The organism is Propionivibrio sp. (assembly GCF_017995515.1).
GTDB lineage: Bacteria > Pseudomonadota > Gammaproteobacteria > Burkholderiales > Rhodocyclaceae > Propionivibrio.
This window is the reverse complement of record NZ_JAGOIT010000033.1, coordinates 15,895-34,132: the sequence shown is the minus strand read 5'-3', so window position 1 is coordinate 34,132 and position 18,238 is coordinate 15,895. Positions and strand designations below refer to the sequence as shown.

14 protein-coding genes are annotated in these 18,238 nt (G+C 65.4%); 9 read left to right on the top strand and 5 right to left on the bottom strand.

Going from position 1 to position 18,238, the window contains the following annotated elements; translation table 11 throughout:
• On the bottom strand, window positions 1-307 hold a 307-nt coding region (locus KBA32_RS07500; RefSeq protein WP_294357085.1), incomplete at its 3' end, for a redoxin domain-containing protein.
• Window positions 308-594: 287 nt separating this feature from the next.
• Here KBA32_RS07500 and KBA32_RS07495 point away from each other — a divergent pair.
• The 3 genes from KBA32_RS07495 (at window position 595) to KBA32_RS07485 (ending at window position 3,026) form a co-directional block, all read left to right on the top strand.
• Window positions 595-744: a hypothetical protein gene (locus KBA32_RS07495; RefSeq protein ID WP_294357083.1), complete on the top strand. Its 150-nt coding sequence runs from the start codon at window positions 595-597 to the stop codon at window positions 742-744.
• 96 nt (window positions 745-840) lie between these two features.
• Window positions 841-2,463 carry an ABC-F family ATPase gene (locus tag KBA32_RS07490; RefSeq protein ID WP_294357082.1) on the top strand — a complete coding sequence of 541 codons (1,623 nt, stop codon included), beginning with the start codon at window positions 841-843 and terminating at the stop codon, window positions 2,461-2,463.
• A gap of 2 nt (window positions 2,464-2,465) precedes the next feature.
• Window positions 2,466-3,026, top strand: coding sequence for a 1-acyl-sn-glycerol-3-phosphate acyltransferase (locus KBA32_RS07485; RefSeq protein ID WP_294357080.1), 561 nt, complete (start codon window positions 2,466-2,468; stop codon window positions 3,024-3,026).
• Window positions 3,027-3,035: 9 nt separating this feature from the next.
• Here KBA32_RS07485 and KBA32_RS07480 read toward each other — a convergent pair whose 3' ends face one another.
• Entirely contained in the window at window positions 3,036-3,647 is a 612-nt protein-coding gene (locus KBA32_RS07480) for a hypothetical protein (RefSeq protein WP_294357077.1), read from the bottom strand.
• Window positions 3,648-3,815: 168 nt separating this feature from the next.
• On the opposite strand from KBA32_RS07480, the gene thrH reads away from it, so the two are divergent.
• From thrH to KBA32_RS07460, 4 genes are all read left to right on the top strand, one after another.
• Entirely contained in the window at window positions 3,816-4,433 is a 618-nt protein-coding gene (gene thrH, locus KBA32_RS07475) for a bifunctional phosphoserine phosphatase/homoserine phosphotransferase ThrH (protein WP_294357075.1), read from the top strand.
• A 199-nt stretch (window positions 4,434-4,632) separates the two neighbouring features.
• Window positions 4,633-5,499: a formyltetrahydrofolate deformylase gene (gene purU, locus KBA32_RS07470; RefSeq protein WP_294357072.1), complete on the top strand. Its 867-nt coding sequence runs from the start codon at window positions 4,633-4,635 to the stop codon at window positions 5,497-5,499.
• Between the two features lie 55 nt (window positions 5,500-5,554).
• Window positions 5,555-7,498 carry an ABC-F family ATP-binding cassette domain-containing protein gene (locus tag KBA32_RS07465; RefSeq protein ID WP_294357069.1) on the top strand — a complete coding sequence of 648 codons (1,944 nt, stop codon included), beginning with the start codon at window positions 5,555-5,557 and terminating at the stop codon, window positions 7,496-7,498.
• A 101-nt stretch (window positions 7,499-7,599) separates the two neighbouring features.
• Complete coding sequence (locus KBA32_RS07460; RefSeq protein ID WP_294357067.1) at window positions 7,600-8,520, top strand: hypothetical protein; 921 nt, start codon at window positions 7,600-7,602, stop codon at window positions 8,518-8,520.
• On the opposite strand, the gene KBA32_RS07455 is transcribed toward KBA32_RS07460, so the two are convergent.
• Together KBA32_RS07455 and KBA32_RS07450 are read right to left on the bottom strand one after the other, a co-directional pair.
• Window positions 8,517-9,659, bottom strand: a complete 1,143-nt coding sequence (locus KBA32_RS07455) for an HD domain-containing phosphohydrolase (protein WP_294357065.1) — start codon at window positions 9,657-9,659, stop codon at window positions 8,517-8,519. The genes KBA32_RS07460 and KBA32_RS07455 overlap by 4 nt on opposite strands.
• On the bottom strand, window positions 9,656-13,246 hold the full coding sequence (locus KBA32_RS07450; RefSeq protein WP_294357063.1) for a response regulator: 3,591 nt from the start codon (window positions 13,244-13,246) through the stop codon (window positions 9,656-9,658). The genes KBA32_RS07455 and KBA32_RS07450 overlap by 4 nt, the downstream gene beginning before the upstream one ends.
• 288 nt (window positions 13,247-13,534) lie before the next feature.
• On the opposite strand from KBA32_RS07450, the gene KBA32_RS07445 reads away from it, so the two are divergent.
• Window positions 13,535-15,616 (top strand): diguanylate cyclase, encoded by a 2,082-nt coding sequence (locus KBA32_RS07445; protein WP_294357061.1) that lies wholly within the window; start codon window positions 13,535-13,537, stop codon window positions 15,614-15,616.
• Here the strand turns inward: KBA32_RS07445 and gabD are convergent.
• Window positions 15,613-17,067, bottom strand: coding sequence for an NADP-dependent succinate-semialdehyde dehydrogenase (gene gabD / locus KBA32_RS07440; protein WP_294357059.1), 1,455 nt, complete (start codon window positions 17,065-17,067; stop codon window positions 15,613-15,615). The genes KBA32_RS07445 and gabD overlap by 4 nt on opposite strands.
• 240 nt (window positions 17,068-17,307) lie before the next feature.
• Between gabD and KBA32_RS07435 the strand changes: the two genes are divergently transcribed.
• On the top strand, window positions 17,308-18,159 hold the full coding sequence (locus tag KBA32_RS07435) for a DUF3014 domain-containing protein (RefSeq protein ID WP_294357057.1): 852 nt from the start codon (window positions 17,308-17,310) through the stop codon (window positions 18,157-18,159).
• Window positions 18,160-18,238 lie beyond the last annotated feature (79 nt).

Below are 18,238 nucleotides of genomic sequence, written 5' to 3'. Positions count from 1 at the left end.
CGGTCGGGTCGCCGATCATCGGGTACTTGATCTTCTTGATCGTGTCCGAAGCGTCGTGCCAGGCCTTGTGCGTGAAGTGCGTGTCGGTCGACACCGAGTACACCTCGACGCCCATCTTCTGGTAGTCGGCGTATTCGTCAGCCAGGTCGCCGAGCTCGGTCGGGCAGACGAAGGTGAAGTCGGCCGGGTAGAAGAAGACGACGGACCACTTGCCGCGCAGATCGGCATCGGAGACCGGGACGAACTTGCCGTTGTGGTAAGCGGTGGCCTTGAACGGGAGGATTTCGGTGTTGATCAGTGATTGCATGAGTAACTCCTTCGTGTTGTGTTTCTGGTTGAGAAGTGATGCGACGGGATGAATCTTAAAAGTTACGCTGCAATTTATCCAATTGATTGTCTTTATATTGCCCATAGAGTCAGACTATTGGACCTGACTCCACGCCAGCCGCGGGCAACTGTTCCACAACCTGGTCCACGATGCTGGTTTCGGCCATTTGCCCCGACCCGTGACCGAGCCCGGACAAACCACGACGCCGAGCGCCATCCCCAGCAAAGCCCGACCACGCCACGGCGACCAGCAGGTCTCGGTCGTCTTTGAACGGCGTCGCGCTTGGCGTCACCGCCGCGCTCGGTGCGGCCTTCTACCCGGCCGAGGTGTTGAGCAGCACCGCCCTGCGCGAACTCGCCGATCAGCGCATGTACGCCGACAAGGCCAGCCAGAAACGGAACACACCGGCCGACTGATGGCCACGAGCGCAAAACGGCACGAACGACCCCGCGCATGCGCCCTCGGTTACAATAGCGCCCTTTTCAAATCAAAGACTTTCCGAGGTTTTCCGCGTGCTCGTCGCTTCCAACATCACCATGCAGTTCGGGGCCAAGCCCCTTTTCGAGAACGTCTCCGTCAAGTTCGGCGAGGGCTTCCGCTACGGCCTGATCGGCGCCAACGGCTCCGGCAAATCGACCTTCATGAAGATCATCGCCGGCGAACTCGAACCGTCCGCCGGCAACATCTCGAAGGACGCGCACGAGCGCATGGCCTTCCTGCGCCAGGACCAGTTCGCCTACGAGGACCAGCGCGTCATCGACGTCGTGATGATGGGCCACCAGGAGATGTGGGCGTGCATGCAGGAGAAGGACGCCATCTACATGAACCCGGAGGCGACCGAGGAAGACTACCTGCACGCCGCCGAGCTCGAACACCACTTCGCCGAATTCGGCGGCTACACGGCCGAAGCGCGCGCCGGCGAGCTCCTGCTCGGCGTCGGCATCCCGTCCGAACAGCACTACGGCCCGATGAGCGAGGTCGCGCCCGGCTGGAAGCTGCGCGTGCTGCTGACGCAGGCGCTGTTCGCCGATCCGGACATCCTGCTGCTCGACGAACCGACCAACAACCTCGACATCGCGACCATCCGCTGGCTGGAAAACGTCTTGAACGACCGCAACAGCACGATGATCATCATCAGCCACGACCGCCACTTCCTGAACCAGGTGTGCACGCACATGGCGGACCTCGACTACGGCAAGATCACCGTCTATCCGGGCAACTACGACGACTTCATGGAAGCGTCGTCGATGGCGCGCCAGCAGCAGAAGAACGCCAACGACCGCGCCAAGGAACGCATCGCCGAACTGCAGGACTTCGTGCGCCGCTTCTCGGCCAACAAGTCGAAGGCCAAGCAGGCGACCAGCCGCATGAAGTTGATCGACAAGCTGAAGCCGGAAGACGTGAAGCCGTCGTCGCGCCAGTACCCGTGGATCCGCTTCGAGTACGACGAAAAGGAAAAGCTGCACCGCCAGGCCGTCGAGATCGAGAACCTCAGCTTCGCCTATCCGGGCAGCGACAAGAAGCTCTTCAACAACCTCGACCTGACGCTCAACGCCGGCGACCGCCTGGCGGTGATCGGCGAGAACGGCGTCGGCAAGTCGACCCTGCTCAAGCTGCTGATGGGCGAACTGACGCCGCAGTTCGGCAGCATCAAGTGGACGGAAAAAGCGCGCCTGGGCTACTACGCGCAGGACCACGCCGAGGACTTCAAGAGCGATACGAACCTGACCGACTGGGTCTCCGAATACGCGCGCGCCAACGCCGCCGAGGGCGAGGACCTGGAAACGCTGATCCGCGGCACGCTCGGTCGTCTGCTCTTTTCCGGCGACGAAGTGAAGAAGGCGGTGCGCGTCATCTCCGGCGGCGAGCAGGGGCGCATGATCTTCGGCAAGCTGATGCTGATGAAGCCGAACGTGCTGGTCATGGACGAACCGACCAACCACCTCGACATGGAGTCGATCGAGTCGCTGAACTCCGCGCTGGAGAAATTCAAGGGCACGCTGGTCTTCGTCTCGCACGACCGCGAGTTCGTCTCCTCGCTGGCGACGCGCATCCTCGAAATCCGCATGGACGGCTCGATCGTCAACTACCTCGGCAACTACGAGGAGTACCTGTCCAGCCAGGGCATCGACTGATCATGCAGGGAAAACTCGCCGCCTTCGTGCTCCGCCTGATCGGCTGGCAGACCGTCTTCACCCCGCCGCCGGGGCCGAAGTCGGTCGTCCTCGTCTATCCGCATACGTCGAACTGGGACTTCGTGATCGGCGCGTTGTGGCGCGCCAAGCACCAGGTCTTCATCAACTGGGCCGGCAAGGACACGATGTTCCGCTGGCCGCTGAAATCCTTCTTCCTCTGGCACGGCGGCGTGCCGATCAACCGGCGCGAGCGCAGCGGCATGATCGGCCAGCTGGAACAGGCATTCGCCACGCGCGAGCGCTTCCACATGTGCTTCACGCCGGAAGGCACGCGCTCGAAGACCGACCACTGGAAATCCGGCTTCTATCGGCTGGCGCTTGCCGCCAAGGTGCCGGTCGGGCTCGGCTTCATCGACTACGGCCACAAGCAGGTCGGCATCGAACGCTGGATCACGCTGAGCGGCGACGAAGGAAAGGATCTCGCAACGTTGCGCGCTTACTACGGCGACAAGGCGGGGCGCTTCCCGGAAAAGGCCGGCGACATCCGCTTCCCGGACCGGTAAAGAAGCCCCCTATTCGGCGGCTTTCGCAGCCGCCCTGGCTTCTTCCTGCGCGCGCCTGGCGGCGCTCTCGGCAATCTTCTTGTTGCGCTTCTCAAGTTTCGCCTGGCGTTTGGCCTGGTCTTCGGCGGCCTTCTGCCGGCCCTTGGCCGCCTGCGCTTCCTTGTCCGCCAGCTTCTTCTCGCGCTCGGCGGCCTTGGCGGCCTCTTCGGCGCGGTAGGCCTCGCCCTGTTCCTTCTGCTCGAGTTCGCGTTGCGGCATGTCGGCCGCGCGCTGCGCCGCCTTGCCTTCAACCTCGGCGCGGTGCGCCTCGCGTTCGAAGTCGCGCGCCGGCGCTTCCAGCTTGCGCGCTTCGATCATCGATTGCGTGCGCTCTTGTTTGGCATCGACAAGGCAGTCGTTGACCAGAAACTTCTTGTAGCAGGCCGCCTCTTCCTCGGCAAAACGCGCCTCGGCCGCTTCGCGCATCCGGTCCGCAGCCTTGCGCTGTGCGGCGGCTTCGTCGAGCGTCGTCGGCTGCGGCACGGCCGCCGGCGGCTCGGCGGCGAGCACGTTCAGCGAGAAACCCGACAACAGGAAAAAAAGCGACAGCGGCCGAATCGGCAAACAACCCATGACTTTCATTGCATTCCTCCGAGGCCGGTAGACTAGTCGCTTACCCCCGGCCGCGCCAGTCGGGACAGCTCGCGCGGCGGAAATGCGTCACGTCCGGCCGCAGTCAGTTTGGTAGAATGGCGGGCTTGATTTGCACCCATCCACGCCTCATCCACACCAAAGCACAGGGAGTTTTCCGTGAGAATCGTCTGCCTCGACCTTGAGGGCGTCCTCGTCCCCGAAATCTGGATCGCGTTCTCGGAGCGCACCGGCATTCCGGAGTTGCGGCGCACGACGCGCGACGAGCCGAACTACGACACGCTGATGAAGTACCGCCTCGGCATCCTCGCGGAACACGGCCTCGGTCTCCCGGACATCCAGAAGGTGATCGGCGAGCTGAGCCCCTTCCCCGGTGCGAAGGAATTCCTCGATAAGCTGCGCGAGGACTTCGAGGTGATCATCCTCTCCGACACCTTCTACGAGTTCGCGCACCCGCTGATGCGCCAGCTGGCCTGGCCGACGCTCTTCTGCCACAGCCTCGAGGTCGATCCGGCGGGCGTCGTCGTCAATTATCGCCTGCGCATGCCCGAGCAGAAGCGCGAGGCGGTCAAGCGCTTCCGCGAGATGAACTTCACCGTCGTCGCCGCCGGCGATTCGTACAACGACACGGCCATGCTCGGCGAGGCGCACGCCGGCATCCTCTTCCATCCGCCCGAGAACGTGATCCGCGAATTCCCGCAATTCCCGGTCACCCTCAACTACGACGAACTGCGCGGCGAGATCGACCAGGCCTTCACCCGCGTCGAGAAACAATAACCCTAAAAACCTCACCGCAAAGGCGCGAAGGCGCAAAGATCGCAAAGGAAACAACGGGTTACCGTATTTGATCATTCACCCTATGGGTGACTACGTAAGATACGCGCCGTTCGCGTAGCCCTTTGATTTTCTTCGCGAACCTTCGCGCCCTTTGCGCCTTCGCGGTGAAGAATTGAGGTTTTAAGAACAACAGGACATCATGCATTCCCAACGCTTCTACACGCTTTCCGCCTCCTGCCCCGACCGCGTCGGCATCGTCGCCCGCGTCGCTGCTTTCATCGCCGAACATAACGGCTGGATTCTCGAATCGAGCTATCACTCGGACGATTCGCCCGAGGGCTCGCGCTACTTCATGCGCCTCGAAGTCAAGGCCGACTCGCTGCCTTTCCACCTCGCCGAATTCCGCGAACGCTTCCGCCCCATCGGCGAAGAGATGCAGATGGACTGGAAGATCAGCGACTCTGCGGTGAAGAAGCGCGTCGTCATCATGGTCAGCAAGCAGGAGCACTGCCTGTACGACCTCCTGGCGCGCTGGCAGTCGAAGGAGCTGGACATCGAGATCCCGTGCATCATCTCGAATCACGATACCTTCAAGGGCTTCGTCGAGTGGCACGGCATCCCCTTCCATCACGTGCCCGTCAATCCGGACAACAAGGAAGCCGCCTACGCCGAGATCCGCCGCCTGTTCGACGAGGTGCGCGGCGACACGATGGTGCTCGCGCGCTACATGCAGATCATCCCGCCCGAGATGTGCCGCGACTACCCGGGCCGGATCATCAACATCCACCACTCCTTCCTGCCCAGCTTCGTCGGCGCCAAGCCGTACCACCAGGCCTACCAGCGCGGCGTCAAGCTGATCGGCGCGACCTGCCACTACGTGACGAGCGAGCTCGACCAGGGCCCGATCATCGAGCAGGACGTCATCCGCATCGACCACTCGGACTCGGTCAACGACATGGTGCGCTACGGCAAGGACATCGAGAAAGCCGTCCTCGCGCGCGGCCTGCGCTACCACCTCGAAGACCGCGTGCTGGTGCACGGCAACAAGACCGTCGTTTTCAGATAACACCCATCGCCGAGCGCGGCCAATACCTCGCTCGGCTGCTTTCGCAAGGCCTCCCATGATCACCCTCAAGAGCGTCACCCTGCGCCGCAGCGCCAAGGTGCTGCTGGACGGCGCTTCCGTCACCATCAACCCGGGCGAGAAGGTCGGTCTGGTCGGGCGCAACGGCGCCGGCAAGTCGACGCTGTTCGCGTTGTTCAACGGCACGCTGCACGAAGACGGCGGCGACTTCTACCGGCCGGCCGCGTGGCGGCTGGCGCAGGTCGCGCAGGAAATGCCGGAAACCGAGATGAGCGCGACCGGATTCGTCATCGAGGGCGACACGCGGCTGATGGCAGCGGAGGCCGAGGTCAAGGCTGCCGAAGCGGCTGACGACGGCGAGCGCATGGCCAACGCCTACATGGCGCTGCACGACGCCGGCTCGCACGACGCCGAAGCGCGCGCGCAGGCGCTGATCCTCGGCCTCGGCTTCAAGACGACCGAGCTCAACAACCCGGTCAACAGCTTCTCCGGCGGCTGGCGCATGCGCCTGCAGCTGGCGCGCGCGCTGATGTGCCCGTCCGACCTCCTGCTGCTCGACGAACCGACCAACCACCTCGACCTCGACGCGCTGGTCTGGCTCGAAAGCTGGTTGAAGCGCTACGAAGGCACGATGATCGTGATCAGCCATGACCGCGAGTTTCTCGACGAGGTCACCAACGTCACGCTGCACATCGAGAACGGCAGCCTGACGCGCTACGGCGGCAACTACAGCACCTTCGAGGACACGCGCGCGCTGCAGCTCGAACTGCAGCAGAACGCCTACGAGAAGCAGCAGGACAAGATCGCGCATCTCACGAAGTTCATCACCCGCTTCAAGGCCAAGGCGACCAAGGCCAAGCAGGCGCAGAGCCGGGTCAAGGCGCTCGAGCGCATGGAGAAGCTGGCGCCGGTGCTCGCCGCGGCCGACTTCACCTTCGAATTCAAGGAACCGGCCAATCTGCCCAACCCGATGCTGGCGATGCAGGACGCGGTGTTCGGCTACCCGCCGCCGGAAGACGCGCCGGCCGGCACGCCGCCCGCCGTGATCGTGCGCAACGTGAGCAAGGCGGTCACCGCCGGCCAGCGCATCGGCATCCTCGGCGCCAACGGCCAGGGCAAGTCGACGCTGGTGAAGACGATCGCACGCACGCTGGCGCCGCTCGGCGGCACGCTGACCGAAGGCAAGGGCCTCAACGTCGGCTACTTCGCGCAGCAGGAGCTCGACGTGCTGAGCCCCGAGAGCAACCCGCTCGAACACATGGTGCGCATGGCGCGCGCCGGCTTGCCGGAAGGCGAGTCGGGTCGCGAACAGGATCTGCGCAACTTCCTCGGCTCGTTCAACTTCACCGGCGACATGGTCAAGCAGCCGGTCGGCACCATGAGCGGTGGCGAGAAGGCGCGCCTGGTGCTGTGCATGATCGTCTGGCAGCGCCCGAACCTGCTGCTGCTCGACGAGCCGACCAACCACCTCGACCTCGCCACGCGCGAGGCGCTCGCCGTCGCCTTGAACGAGTTCGAGGGCACGGTGATGCTGGTCAGCCACGACCGCTCGCTGCTGCGTTCGGTGTGCGACGAGTTCTGGCTCGTCTCGCGCGGCGGCGTCGCGCCGTTCGACGGCGACCTCGACGACTATCAGCGCTACCTGCTCGACGAGGCCAAGCGCGCGCGCGAGGCACTGAAGGCATCGCTCAGGGAAAGCAAGGAAGCAAAAGAGATCGCCGCCCCGCCGCCCGTCGCGAACAAGAAGATCACCGCCAACCTGAAGAATCTCAAGCGCGACCTTGGCAAACTCGAACAGCGGATGTTCGAGCTGCAAACGCAGAAGCATGAGCTCGAAGCGCGCCTCTCTACGCAAACGCCGCCGCTCTCGCCGCAGGAGATCGGCGAACTCGGCCTCAAACTGCAAACCATCAACGACACGCTGGCCGATTGCGAGGACCAGTGGCTGCTTCTCTCCGAGCAGATCGAAGCCGAGAGCTGAACGCACCCGGCCCGGCCGGACGAGAGCGCTCGGCCTTGACTATCGGTCGAGCGCGTTCCAATACTGAAGTCACGCAACCCGAACCACCGCTGGGGGTGACCATGTTTGTCCTGCGCCTGCCTGCCCATGCCCGCCTTGCCGTTTTCGCGCTTGCCCTGTCTGGCGTCTTCGTCCCGACGGCGCGCGCCGCGTCGATGGACTTCATCTACCCGCCGCCCGAAGCGGCCGGCGACGAGCGCCATCTCTATTACTGGCAGCTGCTCGACGCGGCGCTGGCGTCGAATCGCGATAAGTACGGCGACTACACGGCCAGACCGTTCGACAGCCCGATGACCTTCCAGCGCGGCATAGCCGAGGTCGAATCGGGCAACGGACGCGTGAACATTGTCTCGCGCGCGACCAATCTGGATCTGGAAAAACGCCTGCGCCCGATCCGCATTCCGCTCGACAAGGGACTGCTCGGCTTCCGACTGTTCCTCGTGATGCCCGAAACGCAGGTGCGGCTGGAACAGGTGAAGACGCTCGACGAGCTCAGACAGTTCACCATCGGCCAGAGCGCGAGCTGGAGCGACGTGCGTATCCTGCAGGGCGCCGGCTTCAAGCTGGTGCTCGCTGACGCGTACACGCCGCTCTTTTCGATGCTCGGCGGTCGGCGTTTCGACCTCTTCGCGCGCGGCGCGATCGAAATCGAGGCGGAATGGCGCGCCAACCGGGAAAACGTTCCGGGAATGCTGATCGAAAAGCGCTTTGTGCTGCACTACCCGATGCCACGCTACTTCTTCGTGCCGCGCACGCCCGAAGGCGAGCGCATGGCCGAACGCATCGAGGATGGCCTGCAGCGCCTGCGCGTGAGCGGCGAATTCGAACGGCGCTATCAGGCGTGGAAGAAGCTGGTCCTCGGCGGCCTGCAGCTGCCCGGGCGCACGGTCTTCCGTCTGCCGAATCCGGAGCTGTCGCCGGAAGCGCCGAGCGACAAATTCTGGTGGGACGACCTGGGCGCTGAACTGGCGACGCCGCGCTAAACGTTCTCTGCGGAACAGTCGTCGGCAAACCGGCGCGCGATGTCGGCGAAGCGCGTATCGATCGTCTGCAAGCGACCGATGATTTCCGGGTCGAAATGCCGGCCGCGCTCGCGCACGATGATCGCGATCGCCTCCTCGTGACTGAGCGCCGGCTTGTAGATGCGCCGCGAAATCAGCGCATCGTACACATCGGCCACGGCCATCATGCGTCCGGCCAGCGGGATGGCGTCGCCGGCGATGCCGCGCGGATAGCCGCTGCCGTCCCAGCGCTCATGGTGCGTCAACGCAATGAGGCGCGCGTATTCGAGGAAGGACGTATCGGCATTGCCGACTTCGCCCTGCGCGGCGGCGATCGCCTTGGCCCCGTACTCCGCGTGCATCTTCATGATCTCCCACTCGGCCGGGTCGAGCTTGCCGGGCTTCAGGAGAATGTGGTCGGGGATGGCGACCTTGCCGATGTCGTGCAACGGCGCCGACTTGAAGATCTGCGTGATGTTTTCATCGGAGAGTTCTAGCGCGTGATTGGGGCTCAGGCGCATGACTTCGCACAGGGCCAGCATGTAGTGCTGGGTGCGCAGGATGTGGTTGCCCGTTTCGTTGTCGCGCGCCTCGACGAGCGAACAGAACGCCGAGATGGTCGCGCTCTGCGCGGCGATGATCTGCCCCGAGCGGCGCGCCAACTCGTCTGCCTGTTCCTGGATCTTGCGCGTGCGCTCCTCGACCATCTGTTCGAGCGTCCGGTTCTGATCCTGCAGTGACTTCCTCGCCTGCGCGAGGAGCAGGTGATTGCGCACGCGCGCCAGCACGACGGCTTGCGACAGCGGCTTGTGGATGAAGTCCTCGGCGCCGAGCGAGAGGGCGAAGGCTTCGTCGGTCGAGCTCTCGAGGCTGGTGAGGAACATCACCGGGATGTCGCGCGTCAGCGGGCCGGTCTTCAGCCAGCGGCACAGCGTGTAGCCGTCGGGCATCGGCATGACGACGTCGAGCAGGATCAGGTCGGCCAGACCGCCGGCCGCGAAGTAGTCGATCAACTGCTGGCCGCGGGCGAAGGTCGTCACGCTGTAGTCCCGCCCGAGGTAGTCCTCGAGGATCAGGAGATTGTCCGGTTGATCGTCTACGGCAATGACGCGATAACTCATGGTTGTTGTTCCTCACTACGCTTCCTGGTGCCTTCGCCTTCACTCCACGCTGCCAGCCAGTGCCGGCTTTCCGCGAGCAGGGCGGCGAGCAGCCCGTGCAACTCGCCGGCGAGGCGCACGGCTTCGTCGGCGTTGTGATGCTGGACTTCCAGATCGGTCTGCCGCGCCGTATCGCGCAAACGCCGGGCCATCAGGTTGCCGCCGGTGCTTTTCAGTCCGTGCGCGACGCGCCCGATACCCGCCAGGTCCCGGACGGCAATGCAGCGCTCAAGTTCAGCCGGCGTGTCGGCATAGTAATCGAGCGCCGAACGCAGGAGCTTCGCGGCAAAATCCAGGCGGTCAGCAAAGCGCGCTTCGAGCGCCGGCCAGTCGATTACCGTATCAGCGCCGGCGCCGCTATCGCCGCCTTCCGCGCCGACGTCAGCAATGACGGCACGCGCCTCCTGCGCCGCGCGCGGCAGGCGCTCGACGCCGCAAAGGCGAAGCCAGCGGAGCAAGGCCGCGTAGAGCTCCCCGGGATTCACCGGTTTCGGAATGTGATCGTTCATCCCGGCCGCCAGGTAACGCTCACGGTCCGCCGAAAACGCGTTCGCGGTCATCGCCAGGATCGGCACCGAGGCGTAGTTCGGGAGCAGGCGAATCCGGCGCGTCGCCTCCAGCCCGTCGAGTCGCGGCATCTGGATGTCCATCAGGATCAGGTCGTAACTCCGCTGCGCCGACATCTCGAGCGCTTCGAGACCATCGGCCGCGGTGTCGACCGACAGGCCGGCCGCGCTCAGCAGATCCTTGGCCACTTCCTGATTGACCGGGTTGTCCTCGACGAGGAGCAGCGCCGCCTGGCGGTATTCGGAGAGCGCCGCTTCGTCGTCAGTCACGCGTGCGCGGTCGGACACGCCCGTCTCCGGGCGCAAGACGTCGAGCAGCGCGTCGTAGAGCGCCGACGGCGTCACGGGCTTGGCGAGGAAGGCAGCGAAACCGGCACCCGAGAGCGCCTCGCGCGTCAGTTCAGGCGCCACGGCCGATACCAGCACCAGCGCCGGCCGCGGCCCGACCGCGAGTTCACCCAGGCGGCGCGCGGTGGCAAAGCCGTCCATTCCGGGCATCCGCCAGTCGAGCAGGACGAGCCGGTAGGGGTGCCCGCTCTGCGCCGCGCGGAGTACCGCGCTCACCGCGGCTTCTCCGGAGTCCACCGTATCGGCGTCGAGGCCGAGGCTCAAGAGCATTTCGCGCGTCGGCTCGCGAGCTTCCTCAAGGTCATCGACGACGAGCACCCGGAGGTTGTGTTCGACATCCTGCGGCAGACTCGGCCACGGCGTTTCGTCGCGGTGCTGCAGGGGCAGTTCGAGCCAGAAGCAGCTGCCTTCGCCCGGCGCGCTTGCGCAGCCGACCCGCCCGCCCATCATCTCGGCCAGACGCTTGCTGATCGCCAGGCCGAGGCCGGTTCCGCCGTACTTGCGCGTGGTCGAAACGTCAGCCTGTTCAAAGATCTGGAACAGCCGACCCTGTTCATCTTCGCTCATGCCGATCCCGGTATCGCTGACTTCGAAGCGGATGCGCAGGGTGCCGTCCGCGGTGACCGTGTCACTGCCAACTTCGGCCATCCGGCAGCGGATGAGAATCCGTCCGCGCTCGGTGAACTTGACGGCGTTGCTGACGTAGTTGAGCAGGATCTGACCAATGCGGTTGCCGTCGCCGTGCAGCGTCTGCGGCAGATGGTCGGTGTCGACGATCAGCTCGATGTCCTTCGCCGCCACCTTGTCACGCACCATGTCGGCAACGCCGAGCAGCATGCGCTCGACCGAGAAATCGCGGCGCTCGATGCCGAGCTTGCCGGCCTCGATCTTCGAGAGATCGAGCACGTCGTTGATGATGCCGAGCAGGTGATGTGCCGCATTCTCGATCTTGCCGAGGCGGACGAGCGGGCGCTCGTCGCCGACCTCGCGGCGCAGGAGATGCGTCAGCCCGATGATGGCATTCATCGGCGTACGGATCTCGTGGCTCATGTTGGCGAGGAAGGTGCTCTTCGCCAGACTGGCTTCCTCGGCCGCCAGCTTCGCCGCCGCGAGCTCGGCGGTGCGCTGCCCGATGCGGCTCTCCAGGCTGGCGTTCAACGCCCGGATCGCCTGCTCGGCGCGCCGCGACTCGGTCACGTCGTCGTAGACCGTGAGCAACTGGCGTTCGCCGCCGGCGACGATGAAGCGGCCGAAGACCGAGACCTGCCGGATCGTGCCGTCGGCGCGCCGCATCTGGACTTCCATGCGGTTATCCGGCGTCGACTCGACCACACCGTGTCCGTAGCGGGCACGGTCGTCCGGGTTCGCCCACAGCCCGAATTCGTCGCCGCCGCGCCCCTGCGCCACCTCCTGCGCGTAGCCGAAATTGCGGAACCAGGCCTCGTTCCAGCGCGTCGCGCATACGCCCCTGGACTCGGACGTGACCGACAGCGCGATCGGCGACAGCTCGAACAAGGACTCGAAGCGCGCCTCGCTATTGACCAGAGCCTCCTCCCAGCGCTTGCGCTCGGTGATGCTCTTGCCGGTGCCGCGATAACCGCAGAAGCGGCCGTCGGCGGCGAACACGGGCTGCCCCGACGCACTGATGAAGAGCCGCTCACCGTTCGGTGCGACGTGGCCGTACTCGAAATCGCGAAAGGGCTGGTGCGCCGCCAGTTGCGCGCGGTGCGCGTCCCATTCGTCGGCGCCGAGCGTGCTCGCCGACTCCCAGCGCCGCTTGCCGAGCAGCGCGCGCGAGTCGATGCCGATGATGCGCTCCATGCCCGGCGAGAAGTAGGTGAAGCGCAAATCGGCGTCCTGCTCCCAGATCCAGTCGGAAGCGAGTTCGTTCAGGCTTTCGAGCACCGCGTTGTTGTGCCTGAGATCGTCGAAGGCGACGAGCAGCCGCTGGCGCATGCCTTCCATCGCCGTCGCCACTCGCCCGAGCTCGTCGCGGTCGTCGAACGGAATCGGCGTCGTCAGATCCTGCTCGGCGATGCGCCGGGTCGATCGGGCCAGACGCGCCAACGGCCGGATCACGCGCCGGCGCAGGATCAGGACGATCACCGAAGAGGACACCGAGAACACCAGCGCCAGCTGCAGCACGCTTTCGCGCAGGCGGCGCTGGTCCTCGGCCAGGTAGGGCGTGAGCGACATGTGCAGAAGAACGCGCCCGATGCGCCTGCCGTTGTACTCGACGAACTCCTCGCGCGCGACGATCAGTGCATCGCGGTCGGCCGGCCCATCAACGGCGACGAAGGTCTGCCGGTTGGTTTCCTCAACGACGCTGATCGAAACGAAGCGCTCGTCGTTCACGGTTGCCCGAACGATGGCTTCGGCATTGCCGTGGGCGAGCTCCCAGAGCGGGGTCCGCAACGCGGCCGACAACACCTGGGCGTGCCGCCGCAAATCGGATTCCAGCGCTACGCGTGCCCGCTGCTCCAGCGACAGGCTCTGGACGGCGAAGAACGCCAGGCTCGGAATCAGGAAAGCCAGCACGACGGCCACGAGCACCGCAAATTGCAGGCTGCCGGACCAGCGCCCCCCGCCGCCTCCGGCGCTCCGACCGCTTTCGCTGCTGCGTGATCTGTCCATGAACCTCCCCCAACGCGCCGTTTGCGCAATACGCGATCTGAACCCGGCAGCAATCGCTGCATCATGGCGCGCGCGTCGGCGGATTTCAACCGCCAATGCAGCGCCGATACGCCGCGAGCACAAGCCGGATGCAGCATCGGGAAGCCAATGCCGGCGAGCATTCCGTCATTGCATTTTGGATGGCATCGCCGCAGAATCGGCCGACTGTCTTCTTGCCGGCCACGCCCTCGTCATCACAACCGTCAGCCCCATCCGAACGATGAACGCCTCCCGACAGCGCCGCTCACCATGGGCATGAGACCTCTGCGCCGACGCTCGCTGAAAACGCGCGTGACGCTGTTTACGCTGCTCATCTTTCTCGCCAGCATCTGGTCGCTCGAGTTCTTCGTCAGCCACCGGCTGCGCGACGACATTCACCGACTGCTGAACAAGCAACAATTTACCACCGTATCTTTCATGGCCGCCGAGGCCGACCGCGAACTCGAACGGCTGCTCACCACGCTTGGCCGCACAGCCAGCCTGATGAGCGCCGGATTGCTCGCCGACAAGATTGCGGCGCGGCGTTTCCTCGAAGATCACCCGGTTCTCCTCAACCAGTTTTCCGGCGGCCTGATCGTCATCGGCGCCGACGGCATCGCGCAAACCGAGGTGCCGGCCTCGGCGCGGCGCGTCGGCATCAACTATAACTTTCTCGAACCGGTGACCGAGGCGCTCAACGAGGGCAAGTCGTCGATCAGCTCGCCGCGCATCGACCTGTCGCTGCAGACGCCCGTCTTCAGCATGGCGGCGCCGATCCGCGACGAGCAGGGGGCGGTAATCGGTGCGCTGGCCGGCGTCGTCGACCTCGCCCGGCCCAACTTCCTCGACCAGATCACCGAACGGCGCTACGGCGAGAGCGGCTTCTATCTGCTTGAGGACGCCAGGACGCGGCACATCGTCACGGCGACGGGGCGCACGCGCCTGATGGAAGGCCTGCCGAGGCCCGGCAGCAACGCATTGATCGACCGTTTCGTCGACGGCTACGACGAGACCGGCGTGATGACCGACAGCGACGGCCGCATGCTGCTCGCTTCGGCACGCCGCGTCCCGGCCGCCGACTGGTTCATCGTCGCCGCGCTACCCGAGGAAGAAGCCTTCGCGCTGATCACCGGCATGCAAGGCTACATGCTGCAAGCCGCAGTGGTGCTCACGCTGCTCGCCGGCGGGCTGACCTGGTGGATGCTGCGCCGCGAGCTGGCGCCGATGCTCGCCGCCATCCGCACCCTGACCGCACTCTCCGACACCAAGCAGCCGCCTCAGCCGCTGCCCAACGCGAGCCACGGCGAGATCGGCGACCTCATCGCCGGCTTCAACCGCCTGCTGGCCATGCTCGGCGAGCGCGAACAGGCGCTGCAGACGACGCTGAACTTCCAGCAGGTGCTGATGGAGGCCGTGCCCTCGCCGCTCTTCTACAAGGACGCGAGCGGCGCCTATATCGGCTGCAACAGGGCCTTCGAACAGTATCTCGGGATCAGCCGCGAGAACCTGATCGGCAAGACCGTGTACGACATCGCGCCACCCGACCTCGCCGCGCGTTACGACGCGGCCGACCGTGAGTTGCTCGGCAATCCGGGTGTGCAGACCTACGAGGCGTCGGTCGCCTACGCCGACGGCTCGCGCCACGACGTCATCTTCCACAAGGCGACCTTCAACGACGTCGATGGCCGTGTCGCCGGGCAGATCGGCGTACTGCTCGACATCACCGAGCGCAAGGTTGCCGAGGATCGGCTCAAGTACCTCGCCTTCTACGACCAGCTGACCGGTCTGCCCAACCGCCGCCTGTTCAACGACCGCCTGCAGCAGGCGATGGCGGCGAGCAAGCGTAACGGGCTGTACGGTGCGCTGATGTTCCTCGACCTCGACAACTTCAAGCCGCTGAACGACCAGCACGGGCACGCGGTCGGCGACCTCCTGCTCGGCGAAGTCGCCCGGCGGCTGAAGACCAACGTGCGCGAGATGGACACCGTCGCCCGTTTCGGCGGTGATGAGTTCGTCGTCATGCTTGCCGAGCTCGGCGCCGATCCCGGCGAAGCGACCGCACAGGCCGGCCATGTCGGCGAAAAGATTCGACTGGCGCTCGCCGAACCATATCGGCTGACGGTGAAGAGCGAGGCAACCAGCGAGACGGTGATCACCCACCGCTGCACGGTGAGCATCGGCACCGCGCTCTTCCTCGACCATGAGAGCAATCGCGGCGACATCCTGAAACGCGCCGACGCGGCGATGTACGACGCCAAGGCACGCGGCCGCGACACCGTCGCCATGCACGCCTTCGTGCCCGAACGCGCGACGCCGGTCGCCGGTGACGCGCGCGCATTCTGGCCGGACTAGATTCCGGCCAGGCAGACGTACTTCATTTCGAGATAATCGTCGAGGCCGTGGCGCGAACCCTCGCGCCCCAATCCGGACGATTTGACGCCGCCGAACGGCGCGATCTCGGTCGAGATCAGCCCGGTATTGACGCCGACCATGCCGTATTCGAGCGCCTCCGCGACACGGAAGATGCGCCCGACGTCGCGCGCGTAGAAGTACGAGGCGAGGCCGAACTCGGTGTCGTTGGCCATGCGGATCGCCTCGGCGTCGTCCCTGAAGCGGAAGAGCGGCGCGACCGGCCCGAAGATCTCCTCGCGCGCCATGCGCATGTCCGGCGTGACGTCGGCGACGATGGTCGGTTCGAAGAAGGTGCGCCCGAGCGCGTGCGGCTTGCCGCCGCAGACGATGCGCGCGCCCCTGGCCGTCGCGTCGGCGAGCAGCTCCTCGACCTTGGCGACAGCCGCCTGGTCGATCAGCGGCCCCTGGCTGACGCCTTCCTCGACGCCGTTGCCGACCTTGAGCGCCGAAACCGCTACGGCGAGTTTTTCGGCGAAGGCGTCGTAGACGCCGTCCTGCACGAGCAGGCGATTGGCACAGACGCAGGTCTGGCCGGCGTTGCGGTATTTGGAGACGATGGCGCCGGCGACCGCCGCGTCGAGGTCGGCATCGTCGAAGACGATGAAGGGCGCGTTGCCGCCGAGCTCCATCGACAGCTTCTTCACCGTCGGCGCGCACTGCGCGATGAGCTGCGAGCCGATCCCGGTGGAGCCGGTGAAGGACAGCTTGCGCACGATCGGATTGGCGCAGATCTCGCCGCCGATGTCGCGCGCGGCGCCGGTGACGACGTTGAAGACGCCGGGCGGGATGCCCGCACGTTCGGCGAGTTCGGCCAGCGCCAGGGCCGAGAAGGGCGTCTGCGTCGCCGGCTTGGCAATCATCGTGCAGCCGGCAGCGAGCGCGGCGCCGGCCTTGCGCGTGATCATCGCCGCCGGAAAATTCCACGGCGTGATCGCCGCGCAGACGCCGACCGGCTCGCGCGTCACCAGCAGGCGGCGATCCGGGCCGTTCGGCGGAATGATCTCACCGTAGGCGCGCCGGCCCTCCTCGGCGAACCATTCGAGATAGCTCGCCGCGTAGGCGATCTCGCCGCGCGCCTCGGCGAGCGGCTTGCCCTGCTCGGAGGTCATGATCAGCGCCAGATCGTCCTGCTTCTCGAGCATCAGCCCGGACCAGCGACGCAGGAGCCTGCCGCGCTCGGCGGCCGTCTTCGAGCGCCAGCCGGGCAGCGCGGCATTGGCTGCGGCGATTGCCCGCCGCGTCTCGGCCGCCCCCATCTTCGGGATGCTGCCGATGGCTTCGGCGGTTGCCGGATTGCTGACGGCGATGGTGGCGCCACTGTCGGAGCCGACCCACCTGCCGTCGATGTAGCACTGCTGGCGCAGGAGCGCGCCGTCCTTGAGGTTATGCATGAGGGGTCCCCTCTATTGATCAGAAATGGAAGTCAGAAACAGAACCGCCATTTTGCGCCGGTTGGTGCTGCTGCGCGCACGCGCTTTGCCATTTCGAATAGGCGAATTTGACGCCGATCTGGCAACGAAATTGCCCGAGCAGTGAACGCCGCTCAACGTGCGCTCGACCCCGGCCGCGGACGATACACAACTTGCGTTCTGGTCTATCCTTCAAACTCAGCAAAAAAGTGAGGGCGAGACATGAAGAACAAGAACGTGTGGATCGTTGCGATCGTCGTACTGGCCGTTTTCATTGCCGGATTTCTCTGGCTCTTTCCCGAACCGGCGCCGGACGAAGCGTCGATGAGCGCTCCGAACGAAGTCATCCCGGTCGGCAAGCCCAAGCAGGCCGCCGAGGCCGAACCGGCGCCCGCGCCGGCTGAACCTGCCCCCGAAGCGAAGCCCGAGCCCGCCATCGCCAACCCGGTCACCCCGGAACCGACGCCCGCACCGCTGCCCAAGCTCGACGAGAGCGAGCCGTCGGTCGTCACCGCCCTCGGCAAGATCCTCGACAAGTCGTGGATGGATGTGATCCTCACCGAAGCGCTCATCCGCAAGGTCGTCGCCACCGTCGACCACCTGCCGGCGGCAACGCTTCCCGCCAACGTCGTCCCGCTGAAGCGCGTGAGCGGTGCATTTGTCGTCCAGGAAATCGACGGCCAGCGCTCGATCAGCCCGCACAACGCCGAGCGCTACGCCGAGTACATGGCGCGCATCGATCGTCTCAATGCGAAGAAGCTGATCACCGTCTACCGCCAGTACTACCCGCTGTTCCAGAAAGCCTACGCCGAGATCGCCAAACCCGGCAGCTACTTCAACGACCGCCTCGTCGAAGCCATCGACAACCTGCTCGCCGCGCCCCGCCCCGCCGAACCGATCGGCCTCGTCCAGCCCAAGGTGCTCTACGCCTACGCCGACCCCACGCTCGAAGCGCGCTCGTCCGGCCAGAAGATCCTGATGCGCATGGGCCCGGCCAACGCCGAGCGGGTCAAGGCCAAGCTGCGGGAGATCCGGGCGCTGGTGGCGAGTTTACCGCCCAAGGCAGCGGAATAACCTCGGACGGGAGCGCCGGCGAAACGGCATGGGTGAGCATCCCTTCGCCCGCTCCATATCGAACTCAGACAGGTCTTGG